General features: G+C 60.4%; 16 protein-coding genes. All 16 read left to right on the forward strand.

Features of this window, described 5'->3' with window-relative positions; translation table 11 throughout:
* The first annotated feature begins 51 nt into the window (after nt 1-51).
* Nucleotides 52-492: a P27 family phage terminase small subunit gene (locus LC094_RS05910; protein ID WP_226550840.1), complete on the forward strand. Its 441-nt coding sequence runs from the start codon at nt 52-54 to the stop codon at nt 490-492.
* The gene (locus LC094_RS05915) at nt 479-2,146 is read left to right on the forward strand and encodes a terminase large subunit (RefSeq protein WP_226551011.1); all 1,668 of its coding nucleotides are present in this window, start codon (nt 479-481) and stop codon (nt 2,144-2,146) included. The genes LC094_RS05910 and LC094_RS05915 overlap by 14 nt, the downstream gene beginning before the upstream one ends.
* On the forward strand, nt 2,143-3,435 hold the full coding sequence (locus LC094_RS05920) for a phage portal protein (RefSeq protein ID WP_226550841.1): 1,293 nt from the start codon (nt 2,143-2,145) through the stop codon (nt 3,433-3,435). The genes LC094_RS05915 and LC094_RS05920 overlap by 4 nt, the downstream gene beginning before the upstream one ends.
* Complete coding sequence (locus LC094_RS05925; protein WP_226550842.1) at nt 3,432-4,340, forward strand: S49 family peptidase; 909 nt, start codon at nt 3,432-3,434, stop codon at nt 4,338-4,340. The genes LC094_RS05920 and LC094_RS05925 overlap by 4 nt, the downstream gene beginning before the upstream one ends.
* Nucleotides 4,341-4,435: 95 nt before the next feature.
* Entirely contained in the window at nt 4,436-5,749 is a 1,314-nt protein-coding gene (locus LC094_RS05930; RefSeq protein WP_226550843.1) for a phage major capsid protein, read from the forward strand.
* Between the two features lie 59 nt (nt 5,750-5,808).
* Complete coding sequence (locus tag LC094_RS05935; protein WP_226550844.1) at nt 5,809-6,279, forward strand: hypothetical protein; 471 nt, start codon at nt 5,809-5,811, stop codon at nt 6,277-6,279.
* Nucleotides 6,280-6,291: 12 nt separating this feature from the next.
* Entirely contained in the window at nt 6,292-6,864 is a 573-nt protein-coding gene (locus LC094_RS05940) for a head-tail connector protein (protein ID WP_226550845.1), read from the forward strand.
* Nucleotides 6,864-7,193, forward strand: a complete 330-nt coding sequence (locus tag LC094_RS05945; RefSeq protein WP_226550846.1) for a hypothetical protein — start codon at nt 6,864-6,866, stop codon at nt 7,191-7,193. Before LC094_RS05940 ends, LC094_RS05945 begins: the two co-directional genes overlap by 1 nt.
* Nucleotides 7,190-7,588, forward strand: coding sequence for a DUF3168 domain-containing protein (locus tag LC094_RS05950; protein ID WP_226550848.1), 399 nt, complete (start codon nt 7,190-7,192; stop codon nt 7,586-7,588). The genes LC094_RS05945 and LC094_RS05950 overlap by 4 nt, the downstream gene beginning before the upstream one ends.
* Nucleotides 7,585-8,028 (forward strand): HK97-gp10 family putative phage morphogenesis protein, encoded by a 444-nt coding sequence (locus LC094_RS05955; RefSeq protein WP_226550849.1) that lies wholly within the window; start codon nt 7,585-7,587, stop codon nt 8,026-8,028. Before LC094_RS05950 ends, LC094_RS05955 begins: the two co-directional genes overlap by 4 nt.
* 25 nt (nt 8,029-8,053) lie before the next feature.
* The gene (locus LC094_RS05960; protein ID WP_226550851.1) at nt 8,054-8,479 is read left to right on the forward strand and encodes a phage tail protein; all 426 of its coding nucleotides are present in this window, start codon (nt 8,054-8,056) and stop codon (nt 8,477-8,479) included.
* Nucleotides 8,480-8,502: 23 nt separating this feature from the next.
* The gene (locus LC094_RS05965) at nt 8,503-8,931 is read left to right on the forward strand and encodes a hypothetical protein (protein WP_226550853.1); all 429 of its coding nucleotides are present in this window, start codon (nt 8,503-8,505) and stop codon (nt 8,929-8,931) included.
* A gap of 32 nt (nt 8,932-8,963) precedes the next feature.
* Nucleotides 8,964-9,233, forward strand: coding sequence for a hypothetical protein (locus LC094_RS05970; protein WP_226550854.1), 270 nt, complete (start codon nt 8,964-8,966; stop codon nt 9,231-9,233).
* Nucleotides 9,226-12,084: a phage tail length tape measure family protein gene (locus LC094_RS05975; RefSeq protein ID WP_226550855.1), complete on the forward strand. Its 2,859-nt coding sequence runs from the start codon at nt 9,226-9,228 to the stop codon at nt 12,082-12,084. Before LC094_RS05970 ends, LC094_RS05975 begins: the two co-directional genes overlap by 8 nt.
* A complete protein-coding gene (locus LC094_RS05980) occupies nt 12,084-12,974 on the forward strand; it encodes a hypothetical protein (RefSeq protein ID WP_226550856.1) in 891 nt (296 codons plus the stop codon). Before LC094_RS05975 ends, LC094_RS05980 begins: the two co-directional genes overlap by 1 nt.
* On the forward strand, nt 12,971-13,717 hold the full coding sequence (locus LC094_RS05985; RefSeq protein ID WP_226550857.1) for a hypothetical protein: 747 nt from the start codon (nt 12,971-12,973) through the stop codon (nt 13,715-13,717). The genes LC094_RS05980 and LC094_RS05985 overlap by 4 nt, the downstream gene beginning before the upstream one ends.
* Nucleotide 13,718 lies beyond the last annotated feature (1 nt).

Consider the following 13,718-nt stretch of genomic DNA (forward strand, 5'->3'; position numbering starts at 1 on the left):
ATTGAGGAAAAAAGCCCACTTTTCAGGAGGGTTAGGAGAAAGGGGAATGAAATGAAAGGGCCGAAACCGAAGCCTAACAATGTCATCCCCATGAAGGGCGATGCGTCGAGGTCGGTGCCGGAGCCGTTGGCCTTCCTGTCGGATGAGGGCAAAGACGTCTGGCAGCGGCTCGCACCGGAGATGGTCAAACTGGATCGTCTCAAGCCGCAGTATTGCGATCTGTTCGGCGCCTATTGCGAGGCTGCTGCGGATCTCATGCGGTTCACGATCCAACTTGTCGACGGGCGCTATAACTACACCTCTCAGACCCGCAATGGGGAGCAGGAAAAGAAAGCCGCCGCTTGGGGGCAACGGCAAGAGGCCATCGCAAATCTGCGTCAGATTGGCGCCCTGTTCGGCATGTCGCCAGTGGACGAACAGCGGCTCTCGGATGGCGGGCAAGGAAGCTTGCTCGATGAGCTGGCACGGGCGGTGCGCGGTGAATCCGCTTGACCACCCGGTCACGCAATATGCCGTTTCAGTTGTCGAAGGGAAAGAAATCGCAGGAGAGCTGGTCCGGCTTCAATGCGAACGGCATTTGCGCGACCTTGAAACCGCTCATGAACGCGGCCTGATTTTCGATTGCGCAGCGGCGAGCGCAATCGCCAACTTTGCCAATGTGTTGCAACACACGGTCGGGCCGAAGGCGGGACAACCGCTCAAGCTGGAGCCGTGGCAGGTTTTCCGGCACGGTTCGGTGTTTGGCTGGAAATATGAGGCGACCGGGGTGCGCCGCTTCCGCTCGACCTATCACCAAGTGGGCAAGAAGAACGGCAAGACGACAGACACGTCGGTGCCTTTGCTCTACTCGCAAATTCTCGACGGGGAAGCGGCCCCACAAGCCTATATCGCGGCGACAACGCGCGATCAGGCGGGCATTCTGTTCAAAGAGGTCAAACGGATCATCAAGCGCAACCGGGTGTTGCGCGGGTTGATGGTTCCGGGTGTCTCTGTGATCGAAACGCCCGAGGTTGATGGGCTGATTACATGCCTGTCGCGAGATGGGAACAGCGCGGATGGCATCAACCCGTCATTCGTCGCGCGCGATGAAATGCACCGCTGGACGGATCGCGAGCTCGCAGAAACGATTGTGCAATCCATGATCGCGCGGGCTCAGCCGATCGATTGGGTGATCACCACCTCAGGCCATGACCGGCAATCGCTGTGCGGCGAACTGCGGGGCTATGCGGAAAGCGTGCTGACGGGGCAGGTCGAGGATGATCGTTTCTTTGGCTATGTCGCCGAGCCGCCGAAGAACTGCGATCCGATGGACCCGCGTTACTGGAAAATGGGCAACCCGAACTTGGGCGTTTCCAAGCCGCTGGAAGCGATGGAGGCAGCGGGCAAACGGGCCCAGATTATTCAGGCCGAAATGCCAAACTTTCGGCGGTTCCATCTCAATATGTGGACCGAGGGGGCACAGACGTGGATCGCCAGTGAAGTTTGGAACAAGGGCGATGCGGACAAGGCGTTCGATGACGCGCAACTTTTCGGACGCGAGGCGTGGGTCGGTGTCGATCTGTCGAACAAGATCGACACGACGGCGATTGTCGTGGCCGTGCCGGTCGATGGGCTGATCTATCTGATCTGCTACACCTTCTTGCCTGCGGGTCAGGATGGGTTTGTCGCCCGCGCGCAAAAGGAAAAGCGCGAATATGTCGGCTGGCGCGATCAGGGCTGGCTCGAAGTGCATCATGGCGGCTCCATCGACGAAGAGCTGATCGAAGCACGTCTCGATTGGATCAAAGCCAAGTTCGATGTGCAGGAAGTGGCCTATGACCCTTGGGGCATGAAGTACCTGGCCGACCGGCTCGACAAGAAGGGGTTTCCTCTGGTCGAGCACCGGCAAGGCTTTGCCTCGATGTCGAACCCGATGAAACGCGTCGAGGAATTGGTCGCTCAAAACCGGCTGCGCCATGGCGGCAATCCGGTTTTGTCCTGGCAAGTGGGCAATGTTCACCGCGACGAAGATGCGGCGGAGAATATCAAGCCGAACAAGAAACGCTCGACTGGCCGCATCGACGCGGCGGTCGCGGCCATCATGGCAATCGGTCGGGCCGAGGCCGGGCATCGCAAACGCAAAACGAGGGAGTTTGACTCGATATGACTTTTCTGTCCCGCTCCAAACACCGGGCGCATCATGTGGTGGAGCGGGCCAGCTCGGTTCCGGCTGTGCCGCGTATGCGTGAGCCTGCACAGGCCTCGGTCTCTGTGTCGAATCCTGCGTCGGCGTCCGTCTTCGAGGGGCTTGGGTTTGGTGGGGTCTCACGGAGCAACGTGACCACCTTGCCGCGTGTCTCGCCGGAACTGGCGCAAAAACACGCGACGGTCACCGCCGCATGTTCGGTGATCGCGGGCGATCTGGCAAAGCTTCCTTTGCAGGTCTTCGAGCGGGGGGCGGATGGGCGCGAACGTCGGCTGCGGGATCACCCGGCGGAGTACCTTTTGAACACCGAAAGCTCGGCCGGTGTCCCTGCGAAAGTGGCACGGTTCGGATTGAGCTATTCCTTTTGTCTTCGGGGGCGCGGCTTTGCCTATGCACCCCGTGACGCCGGAGGAGAGCTCGAGCTGATCGAGTCCATTCGCCCCGATCAGATGATGGTTCTGCGCGATGGCCGGGCGCGGTTTTATGAATTCGAGGATGGCGCCGGGATACGCCGCCGGGTTGCGGGCCGTGTCATGGTCCATCTGCGCTACATGGCAGAGGATGGCTGGACGTCGCGCTCTCCGATTGAGGTGGCCGCTGAAAGCCTCGGGATCGCGCTCGCCGGGCAGGAAGCGGCGGCGCGTCAGGCCAGCGGCGAGAGTTTCAAACAGATCGCCAAAATCTCCGCCTTTGATGCGGATGACGAGACTTGGGAGCGGCAACGCTCTCGCCTCAAGGATCACATGCGGCGGGATCGCGACAGTGGTGTCCTGATTGTCGGCTCAGAGGATGATTTCAAAACGCTCGGAGCTTCGGCTGCGGACTTGCAGCTTTTGGAAAGTCGCAAGTTTGATCGCGAGCAGATCATCGCGCTCTATCGCGTCCCGCCGTCCAAGCTTCAAATGCTTGAACACGGGGTCAAAGCAAATGGCGAGCAACAGGCCATCGACTACAAGGCGGACTGTCTGACCCACTGGGGCGGGTTTGTGGAAAACGGCCTGACGCTTGGCCTTTTGAGCGAAGGCGAACGGCGGCGTGGCCTGTTCCTGCGTCACAACTATGACGCCTTGCTCGCGGCCACGACCAAAGAGCGGTTCGAAGCGCTGACCAAGGCGGTCGGGGGACCGTTCATGCTCTGGCAAGAGGCGCGCGAGATCGAAGGCATGAAGGACCTGCCAGAGGGGCAAAGCCCCTATCCGCCGTCGAACATGACGCGCAAGGATGACAGCGAAAAGGAAAGTGACACATGACGCGGACGATTGAACAGGTGATTGCGCGCGGCGGGATGATGGCGCTGGATCGCGCCCTGTCTCTGGATCATCTGGCCCAAGCGTGGCCGGAGGTTCTGGCCGAGGCCGGAGAGCGGTCGCCGAAAGTGATGGCCACGCCCGAGCGGTTCCATGTTGAACGTGGTGTTGCGGTTGTGCCGGTCCGTGGCGTGCTCACCGCAAGCTCTGTGATCCTTGAGAAGTATTTCGGTTGGACCACCTATCGGGGGCTGGAAGAAACCTGTGACACGCTTGCGGCCGACGACAGTGTGCAGGACGTGATCCTCGATGTGAACAGCGGCGGCGGGATGGTGTTGGGGCTCAAAGGTGCCGCCAACGCGCTGTCTCGTTTGGCGCAGTCGAAGCCGGTGCATGCTCTGGTCGATACGGTCGGCGCGTCTGCGGCCTATTGGCTGGCCTCACAGGCGGGCGATATTTCCATGACGGCGGGGGCCGTGGTCGGGTCCATCGGGGTTGGCGTGTCGAGCTATGCCTATGTGCAGCCGGGCGGGTCCGGGGTCCAGCTCTTTGAGTTCACCTCGACACATGCCCGCGCCAAATGGCCGGACCCATCGACCGAAGAGGGCCGCGCCGAAATCCAGCGTGATCTCGATGCGACGGAGGCAGAGTTTCACGATGCGGTTTCTTCGGCGCGCGGGATGTCGCGTGATGAGCTGACAGCGATTTTGTCTGTGACGGATGATCCTCGCGATGGCGGCGCTGTCTTTGGTCCGGCGGACGCCATGGCGCGCAGCTTGGCGGATCGCATGGAAACCCGTGCCGAATTCTTCACTCGGTTGATTGGCGCTGCGCCCACGCAGCCGAGGTCGAAGTCGCGCGCCAGTCTGGCGCGTGCCCGCGTTGCTTTGGCCACGTCACAGATGTGACGGCGCACTGACACACGGTCTTTTTGCCCTGCCATTCGGCGGGGTTTTTTGTTGCCGCTGCGGCGGCGTGACTTCACTCACAAAGGGGACTTTCGATGGCGAAAAACATCGACGATCTGCGCCGTGACCGCAAAGCGGCTGCGGACAAAATGCAAGAACACGCGGACCAGATCGCCGCGCTTGAAGAGGCCGAAGCGCCGGATGAAGAGGCGCTTGCCAAAGCTCAGGCTGATTTCGATGCCGCCGAAGCCGCGTTTGCAAAGGCGCAAAAGGCGGTCGCGCGGGCCGAGGCAACCGAAGCTGCGCAAGCCGCCGCCGCTGGCGCCGGGGATGAGGGCGGTGCTGCCGGATCGGTCCCGGCACAGGCCATCAACCCCGAACACAAGGGCGCGGAAGCGGCGCTGATGGTGCATGCCTTGGCCGCGTCTGGCGGCGACAAGGACAAGGCCGTGACGCGGCTCGAAAAGACGGGCTATGGCGCGGTCGCGGCCACGTTGATCGGTGCGGATGAAAGCTCCGGCGGGGTGCTGATCCCGCGCGCGCAGGTGTCCAAGGTGATCCCGATGCTGCGTGCCAAAACCGTGCTCGACAAATGCGGGGCGCGTCCGGTCCCGGTTTCCGCAGGCGAGATGCGCAACGCCAAACAAACGGGCCGCGCCAGCGCCGCCTATGCCGATGAGATCGGTGAGGCCGCCGAGAGCAACCCGACCTATGAGCCGGTCTCTGAAACGCTCAAGGACCTCAAAGCCTTAGTGCCGGTGTCGAACCGCCTTCTTGAGCGGTCGGACGTGGCCGTCGCCATGATGGTGCTCGACGACATGCTGTCGGCCATGGCGCTCAAACGCGACATCGCCGGTCTGCGCTATGATGGCACGGGGCTTTTGCCGAAGGGTGTTCGGCATTGGATTCCGGCGGGGAACTGGTTGGCCACGGTCGATGCCTCCTCGGTGGCTCTGATCGACATTGCTCTGCGTTCCTTGGTGGACAAGGTGGAAGATGCCGATGTGATGATGCTCAAGCCGGGCTGGGTGATGCGCGCCAGTGCCAAGAACTTCTTGGCGTCGCTCAAGGATAATTACGGCAAGCCCTATTACCCCGAGATCGACGAAAAGGGCATGTTGAAGGGCTACCCGATTTACACCACCTCGCAGGTCCCGAAAGACCTGGGCGTGGGTGGCGATGAAACCGAGATTACCTTCGGGGACTGGGCCGAGCTGATGATCGGCGAAGAGGATCGCATCCAGATCGCGCAATCGCGCGAGGCAGCTTACCGCGACAGCAATGGTGAGTTTCAGTCGGCCTTCCAACAGGGCAAGACCTTGCTCCTTGCGGTCACGGCAAACGACTTCGCGCCGGATCATGAAGAGGCCTTTGCGGGCTTCAATGCTCAGGGCTGGACGCTGGTCTGAGCCTGACCGTCGCGCGGCGATCTAAGCCGCGCGTCACTCTCACAGAAAAGGATAGGGATATGGCAAAGATTGCTGTCGAGTTTACGAAAGTGAAGGGCTCTTTCGTCACGGGGGATCGCGCGGCGTTCTCCGATGAAAAGGTGAAGGCTCTGGAAAAGGGCGGATTTGTCCGGCGTCTCACGGGCGCCGAAGTGGCGGCGGCGCGCGAAGTCGCGGGCAAGTCTTCCACGCCTTTGAATGAGATGGCCGATCTCAAGGAGCGCTTGGGTGTTGCGTCGGGCGAAATTGCGGCGGCACGCAACGCGGAAGCTAAGGCCGTGCAGGCGGCTGAAACCGCGAAACGCGAGCGTGACACGGTACAGGCGCAATTGGACGTCGCTCGCGCCGAGCTGGACGTGTTGAAGGCGCAGGTCTCCGATGGGGCGCAGGATGCCAAAGCGGGCACTCAAACCGTTGCGGCGACGGTTGCGGAGAAGACCGAGGCGGCGAAAGCGACCGGAACGCCGCCGAAGCAAGGGGCAACCAAGTAAAAGGGCGATGTCATGCAGGTGATTGGCGGCGAGGTGCCGAGTGCTGTGTCGGTGGCAGACTTCAAGCGCGCGACACATTTCTCGGGCGGGGATCAAGACGACGATCTGTCTCTCGCCGCCTATCTCATGGCGGCGCAAGAGGTTGTCGAGACGGCCAGCGGGCGACCGATCGGGGCGCGATCTGTGCGCTTCGAGGTTCCGATACAGGCGGGGTGTCTGCGCTGGTGGTTCCCAGTTGCGCCGGTCTCCGCCCTTTCGAAGGTGCAAGGTCTGATCGGCGGGGCGTGGGCCGATCTCGATGTGAGCGCGGCGCGCGTCGAATTTGGACATGATGAGCCGCAATTCGTCATGTCGACGGGTTTTCTTAGCGCAGGACAAACCGCAATCGCGGTTGAAGCCACGGTTGGTATTGATGGAGGCGCGCGCGAGAAGGCCCTGAAACAGGCCGTGATCCTGATCGCGAAAAGCTGGTTCGAAGCGGGCATTGCGGTGGAAGACTTCTCCGAAGCCAAGATGAGTTTTGGAGCCAAGGCCTTGATCAAACAGGCCCGCTACAAGCGGCCCTGCATTTGGAGGGCGGCGTGATGCGGTTTGATCGGAAATTTGCAGTGCATCGTGAGGTCGAAACCGGACGCGATGCGATGAATGAGCCGGTGACGGAGCCTCAAAAGATCGCCGGAGGCTGGTGCGCCGCTTTGAACGTGTCGCGGGAAAGGTTCGATGCGTTGGGCCTGTCTGGCTCGGTCGAAGCGGTTGAGCTTGTCGTGGGGGACGTTGCGGCGCTGCGCGATTTGCGCACGACGGACCGGATCGCGCTTGACGGTGTATCCTATCGCTATGTGTCACAGGGCGAACGTCCAGAGGCCCGGCGTCGGTATCTCAACCTGATTGCGGTGCGTGAGGTGTCGTCATGATGGAAGCGTTTCTTGCGCATCTTCTGTCGCCCGAGATCACCGCGCTTGTCGGCGGGCGGGTCAATTGGCGGGTGCAGCCGCCGGACCAAACCGCGCGGCCCTATGTGAACCTGCAACTGGTGGGCGGGCGGCGCGACTACAGTCTCGACGGCCCGCGCCGTTGGCGTGGATCACGGGTTCAGGTCGATGTCTGGGCCGAGGGCGGCGCCTCTGCGAATGATGTCTGGGCGGCGGTCGAGGCGCGGTTGTCCGGGTTCGCAGGGACACTCTTCGGTGTCGAGTTTTCGATGATCCGTCTCGAAGGCCTGCGCAGCCTGTCTGACCGGCTAGAAGATGGGACGCTGCTCGCTGGCCGTTCCGGGGATTTTTCGTTTCGTTGGAGGGACGCAACATGAAGATGGAATTTCACGGCGGGAAAGACGTGGAAGAGGCTTTGCGCGAGCTGAAGCTTTCCACACGCAAATCCATCGCCCGAAAACTTCTCAAGCGGGCAGGGCAGATGTTCGCAGATCGCGCGAATGCCCTGGCGCCCAAAGGTCGCGGCTCGCCTAACTTGTCGGGCTCTTATGGGGTCACAACGCGTTTGAGCAAGCGACAGGCGGCAGCGGCGCGCAAAGAGGGGCGGGACGATGTGTTCATGTATGCGGGCACGAATGATCCGGCGGGGCAACAACAAGAATTCGGCAATTCGCGCCACCCTGCGCAGCCTCATGCGCGGCCTGCTTTCGATGAGACGGCGAAACCAATGTTCGATCTGATCCAGAACGAGATGGCCGAAGAGGTCGAGAAATCTGTCGCGCGCGCCCGTCGCAAGGCTGCGCGCGCGGCCAAGTAAAGTTTCAACTGAAAAGGGGGCCGAAATGGCTGGTGATAAGGAATTTTTCGGGGGCGTCGTGCGACGCTCCCCGGATGGTCTCACGTTCACGGAAATTCGTGGCGTGAAGGGGGTGAAAATCCCGGAGCTGTCGATTGACATGAAGGATCGCAAATCCCTCGACTCTCCGGATCGCGTGGTGCGCAAGCGTCCGGGCTGGGCCGATCCCGGCGAGTTCGAGATCACGGTCTATGACGACGAGGGCGACATCGACGAGGCGATGGACGATCAGGCCCGCACCCTGTCGGGCGCGTCGACCTTCTACGAGATCGAATTCAAGAGCGGCAAGAAATGGGCCTTCGAGTCCTTCCCGCTGGTGACGCCGCCCGCGCCGAGCGAGGTCGATGAAGATCTCGAATTCACAATCAAAGGCGCGGTCTCCGGCCTGCCTGAATTCACGCCTGCGGCGTGAGCTGACACAAGAGGTTCAATTCCATGACTGACACAAAGAAAATCGCCCGGCTCAAGGTCGGAGGCGAAACCCTGGCGCTTGCCTTCACGACGAATGCGCAGGCCGAATATGAGGATGAGATGAGCTGTGATTTCAGCTCTGTCACCGAGTTTTTCGGCAACGCGTCGAATAAGGATGCGGCTGGGAACGCCAAACCCGTGAAGCTGTCGATCCGCACCATGCGGGCCATGCTCTGGGCGGCGCTCAAAGGGGGCGATGAGGCGGGCAAGGGCGTGTCGATGAAGCGCGCAGGCGAGATCATCGACGAGGCCGGGCACGAAGGCGTCATGGTGGCGCTCTCCGAGGCGCTGGCGCTGGCCTTTGGCGTCGAGATCGAGGACACGGCGGAAAAGGCCAAGGCGGCTCCGAAAAACGTGGAGAAAGTGCAAGAGACGCTCGCCAGCGCCTCCTGACACTCTGGGTCGAGGCAGGGCAGCCGTGGGCGTTGTTCTGGCTCCTGACCCCCGCCGAGATCGCTTTGGTGCTCTCCGCCTATGTGAAGGGGGTAGAGCGTAAGGCCAGAATGCGGCGCGCGGACATTCACGCGCTTGCCTCTCTGGTCGGGGTCGCCGTTAACAATCCGAAACAACTCCCGCGCGGGCGTGACTTCATCGAGGGTCGCGCCCGTTCGCGTTTCTCCAGCGAGGCGCAAATCGACGCCTATTTCAGGACGCTGCAAAGCGTGAAGAAAGCACAAGGGGCAGGGCATGTTTAAAGGTCTGATCGGGGCGCTTCGCGTTGACCTCGGCATGAATAGCGCGGAATTCACGAAGGGCGCGGATCAGGCCATTTCTTCGGTCGAGCGTATCCAGAAGCGCATGGGGGCGATTGCCTCGCGGATGCGCAGTGTGGGGACCAAGTTGTCGGTTGGGGCAACCCTGCCGCTTGTGGCTTTCGCGAAAAAATCCATGAATGCGGCGGAGGTGCAGGAAAGCGCCGTCGCATCCATGGAAACGGCTCTGTCCTCGATGGGCAATGTTGCGGGGTACACTTCCGAGCGCCTGCAAGCCATGGCGTCCGAACTGCAAAATAAATCTCTCTACGGCGATGAGGAGATTTTGGATAAAGTTACGGCCAACCTTTTGACCTTTGGCAATGTCTCGGGTGAGGTCTTCGCGCGGGCGCAACAATCCGCTCTCGATTTGTCGGCGCGCCTGAAGCAGGATTTGCAATCTTCGACTGTGATGTTGGGCAAGGCGCTGAATGATCCGGTGAAGGGGGTCACGGCGCTGACACGTGTCGGTGTGTCGTTCACGGAACAGCAAAAGAACCAGATCAAGGCCATGGCCGAGGCGGGGGATGTCGCCGGGGCACAGAGCCTCATTCTGGATGAGCTGAACAAGCAATATGCGGGGCAGGCGGAAACTCTGCGAAATCTTCCAAGGGGCAAAATTCAGGCGGCAATCATGGCGATTGGCGATGCGATGGAAAAGGTCGGCTCGATCATCCTGCCTATCGTGGCGGATGTGGCGACGCATGTCGAACGCCTCGCGGTGAAATTCCAAGCCCTGTCCCCCGAGACGCAAAAGGCGGCGGTTCTGGGCGCGGCTCTCGCGGCCGCGATGGGACCGGTTGCGATTGCGGTCGGGGCGGTGGTCGTCGGGATCGGCGCGCTGCTCTCTCCGATTGGTTTGGCGGTCGTCGGCATCGGCGCGCTTGTGGGCGCGGGCACCTATCTCGTGGTCAAATGGGACGAGCTGTCCGAACGCTTCCCGGTGTTGCAGCAGGTCGCAGATGGCGCGCGCCTTGCGTTCGAGGCCCTGACGCCTGTGGTTGAATTTTTCATGGAGCAGTTTTCACTGGTTGTGGAAACCGTTTCTGCGCTGATTTCCGGGGATTGGGCGGCGGCATGGGATGCGGGCGGCCAAGTCCTGAACAATGCCGTCAAAGCCTATGTGTCGATCATGACAGGCCTCGGAGAGAAGCTTTTCGAGGTCCTTTCGGCTCTTGGCGAGATCATCGCGAAAGAGATGGCCAAGCTTGGCGACAAGATGCGCGAATGGGCGGGCAATGTCGTTGATGGGTTCGTGCAGGGGTTTAAGGACAAAGTGGCGGACGCCAAAGCGGCAGTCACCGATTTCGGCGATAATGTCGCCGGGTGGTTCAAGGACAAACTTGGCATTCATTCCCCGTCCAAGGTGTTTGAAGGCTACGGCGTCAATATTGTCGAGGGGCTTGTGGTCGGTGTGGATGGCGCCGCACCTCTTGCAGAGCGAGCGGTGATGTCGCTGGGTGAACGCCTTATTCAGATTGCGGCCTCAACCGGGCAAGCGATTGCGCAGGGGTTTGCATCATCTCTGGCTCAAGGTGATCTGGTGGGCGGGATCAAAGGCGTCTTCTCGAACTATATGTCCGGGGCAACGCAATCCTTCACTTCGATTTTGTCCGATGCGTTCTCTGGCGGTGGTCTCGCGTCCATCGGCAACAGCTTGTCGACGGCTTGGGGTGGGATCACCTCTGCCATTTCTGGCATTTCTTGGGCCTCTGTCGGGTCTGTGTTCAGCGGCATCGGCGGTGCGATCTCTGCGGCCATGCCGATTGTCGGTGCGGTCAGTGCTGTCATCGGTATTTTCAAGGGTTTCAGTTCCAAGAAAATGACCGGGGCAGGCTTTGACTTTTCGTTCGAGGATGGGGCGCTCTTTGGTGGCACCTATGAGACCTGGAAGAAAAAGAGCTGGTGGGGGCTGAAAAGCAAGACGTCCACCAAGCTCAAAGCCTTCGACGATGAAACCTCCGACGCGATCATGGAGCAAATCGAGGCGGTCCAAAAGGCTGTCGCGGCGACCTACAAAGCAGCAGGTGAAGCCGTTGAGGACGGTTTTGTCGAAGGGTTCAACTATGACTTCGGCAAGATCGAAACCAAAGGCCTGAGCGAGGACGAGATTTCCGAAAAGCTCTCCGAAGCCTTCTCCGATTACGGCGATGCGATTTCGGAAGCTATCGGGGGCGTCGGTCTTGAGCTGGCCTCGACCTTTGCACAGGTGAAAAACATTCTTGAGCCCAGTGGTCAGGCGTTTCTCGGGACATTCGCCGAGATGGCTAAGGCGGCGTCTCAAGTGGCCGATCTTGTCGGTGGCACATCTGCGTTGTCGTCTGGCGTCAGTTCTTTCGTGGCGACCTATTTTAGCGGGGCTGAACGCTTCCAAATGGTCTCTGATCAAGTGGCCGCTGTTTTCGACGATTTGAATATGGCGATCCCCGGCACGCTCAAGGGCTTTCGTGAGCTGATCCTGTCTCAGGACCTCATGACCGAAAGCGGGCGCGAAACCTATGCCGCGCTCTTGGGTATTGCGGATGCCTTCGCGGCGGTGCACGCCGGACTTGATGAGAGCTTTGACGCCTCGGGCGGCTGGTATGCCAACGAATATGAGGCGCGTCTGGCGCAGGTCGCGGCGGCGCGCGGGTACTCGGTGGTGACTGAGGTCGCGCAATCGTCGGGCACAACCCAATACGGGCGAACGTCGCTTGGCGGGGATGAGGGGGCTGCGGTGCAGCTTCTGCAAGCCATGCTGGGGATTTTCAAAAACTGGGACGAAGAGGGTTATCCGCAAGAAAGGAGCTTTTGATGCTGGTATGTGAGCCGGTCGAGATGTCGCTGGATGCAATCTCGGTTTCCTTGCCCGAAGACGATGCGCCGGCATGGGATGGGGTCACGGTTTGGGAGCTTGGGGCGTGGGTTGTCCGCGATCATCGCATCTTTGAGAGCATGGTCGCGGACAATACCGGCATTGATCCGGCGACGGTCGATCAGAGCAAGGTGTCGGCGGAATGGTTGGAGGTGCAATATACCAACGCCTTCCGCGCCTTCGACGGCGTGCTCGACAATCCGACGGTCGGCTCTGAGAAGATCGAGATCGATGTCACGGTCGCGGAAAGTTTCGACGTGCTGGGCCTGTTTGGCGTCCGGGGTGTCTCGGTCTCCGTGACGTTTTACAACGCAGCGGGCCAGAAGGTCGGAGAGCGCAACCTGTCGCTCGGTGGGCGCATCGTGTCGGGATGGATGGAGTGGTTTACCGTCCAGCCAACGCCGCGCCGAGACAAGGCGTTCTTTTACAATATTCCGGTCTCAGCGCGGCGGGCCGTGGTCGAGCTCCAAGGCGGGGCATTGCGCCTTGGTGAGGTCTTCTTGGGGCGGTCGTTTTATGTCGGAGAAGCGCAGCCCAGAACCGCAGGGCGGGCGGTGACGGCGTCTCGCTATGAAGTCAATGACTTCGGGCGCACGATCTGGACCAAGCGTCCGACGCGGCGAGAGATGACCTATATCGTCGAGGCGGATCGCCTTGCGTTCGAGTCTATCGAGCCACGCATGGGGGATTTGGCCGGGTCACTGGTTGTCACCGTCGGGGCCTTCAATATCCCATCCACCATTCAATTCGGAATTCTGGGCACAATCGACTGGGCCGAAGATGGCCCGGACGAATATCTCTATTCCTTCTCAATCAAGGGGCTGTCATGAGCTTTACCGAAATCACGCCATACGATGGGCAATTGCCGAGCTCGGATGATTCCGCGTCGTTCGATGGTCGGGCCGCGGCTCTCATGTCCTGGCTGGTGGCAAACTTTGCACCTGAATTGCAGGCGCTGGCTGTCGAAATCGCCACGGCTTTGAATGGTGAGGAAGACACGTTGGCGTCTCTTCAAGCGTTGCGGGGTGATCTTAAGAACGTTGCCAGAGTGTCCCCTCATGAGGGTGCCAACCTGCATGCGCTCACAGAAACGGGGTTCTTTGTCGTCGATGGCACGGCTGGAAACCTCCCTTCTGAGGGGCGACATCATGCTATCGCGGTTCGTAACAACTATGACAACCTGACGCTTTTGCTGATCAATGCGCTCACGTCTGACCTTTACCTGAAGGCCAAGGTTGGTGGGGTATGGCAAACCCCTGTTCGTTTTGCGCGGGCAGATGAAGTGCCGGGATTGGGGCAACGCTGGGATGATGTGTCGAGTGAATATTCCAGCGGAATTGCGTATCAAAACACTGAGCCTAGAGAGATTGAGTTTGCGGTGCAGATCAACACGAATGCCGGGTCTGGCAGCACCGACATCCAAGCTTCACACGATGGTGTGACTTGGGTGTCGCTCGCCAATATCAGCGGCAATAACGGCAAGACAATTTCATTCTCTGTCCCGCCGCTTGGGTATTTTCGCTCAAGCAACGCGGGGGCCGTGTTGGGATGGAAAGTTAAGAGGACCGTGTAAA

Origin of the sequence: Celeribacter naphthalenivorans (assembly GCF_020524585.1) — a bacterium.
Lineage (GTDB): Bacteria > Pseudomonadota > Alphaproteobacteria > Rhodobacterales > Rhodobacteraceae > Celeribacter > Celeribacter naphthalenivorans.

What these genes read in the sequence shown, in the direction of transcription:
- LC094_RS05910 (WP_226550840.1), top strand. Translation starts at nt 52, where the DNA reads ATGAAAGGGCCGAAACCGAAGCCTAACAATGTCATCCCCATGAAGGGC.
- LC094_RS05920 (WP_226550841.1), top strand. Translation starts at nt 2,143, where the DNA reads ATGACTTTTCTGTCCCGCTCCAAACACCGGGCGCATCATGTGGTGGAG.
- LC094_RS05925 (WP_226550842.1), top strand. Translation starts at nt 3,432, where the DNA reads ATGACGCGGACGATTGAACAGGTGATTGCGCGCGGCGGGATGATGGCG.
- LC094_RS05930 (WP_226550843.1), top strand. Translation starts at nt 4,436, where the DNA reads ATGGCGAAAAACATCGACGATCTGCGCCGTGACCGCAAAGCGGCTGCG.
- LC094_RS05935 (WP_226550844.1), top strand. Translation starts at nt 5,809, where the DNA reads ATGGCAAAGATTGCTGTCGAGTTTACGAAAGTGAAGGGCTCTTTCGTC.
- LC094_RS05940 (WP_226550845.1), top strand. Translation starts at nt 6,292, where the DNA reads ATGCAGGTGATTGGCGGCGAGGTGCCGAGTGCTGTGTCGGTGGCAGAC.
- LC094_RS05945 (WP_226550846.1), top strand. Translation starts at nt 6,864, where the DNA reads ATGCGGTTTGATCGGAAATTTGCAGTGCATCGTGAGGTCGAAACCGGA.
- LC094_RS05950 (WP_226550848.1), top strand. Translation starts at nt 7,190, where the DNA reads ATGATGGAAGCGTTTCTTGCGCATCTTCTGTCGCCCGAGATCACCGCG.
- LC094_RS05955 (WP_226550849.1), top strand. Translation starts at nt 7,585, where the DNA reads ATGAAGATGGAATTTCACGGCGGGAAAGACGTGGAAGAGGCTTTGCGC.
- LC094_RS05960 (WP_226550851.1), top strand. Translation starts at nt 8,054, where the DNA reads ATGGCTGGTGATAAGGAATTTTTCGGGGGCGTCGTGCGACGCTCCCCG.
- LC094_RS05965 (WP_226550853.1), top strand. Translation starts at nt 8,503, where the DNA reads ATGACTGACACAAAGAAAATCGCCCGGCTCAAGGTCGGAGGCGAAACC.
- LC094_RS05975 (WP_226550855.1), top strand. Translation starts at nt 9,226, where the DNA reads ATGTTTAAAGGTCTGATCGGGGCGCTTCGCGTTGACCTCGGCATGAAT.
- LC094_RS05980 (WP_226550856.1), top strand. Translation starts at nt 12,084, where the DNA reads ATGCTGGTATGTGAGCCGGTCGAGATGTCGCTGGATGCAATCTCGGTT.
- LC094_RS05985 (WP_226550857.1), top strand. Translation starts at nt 12,971, where the DNA reads ATGAGCTTTACCGAAATCACGCCATACGATGGGCAATTGCCGAGCTCG.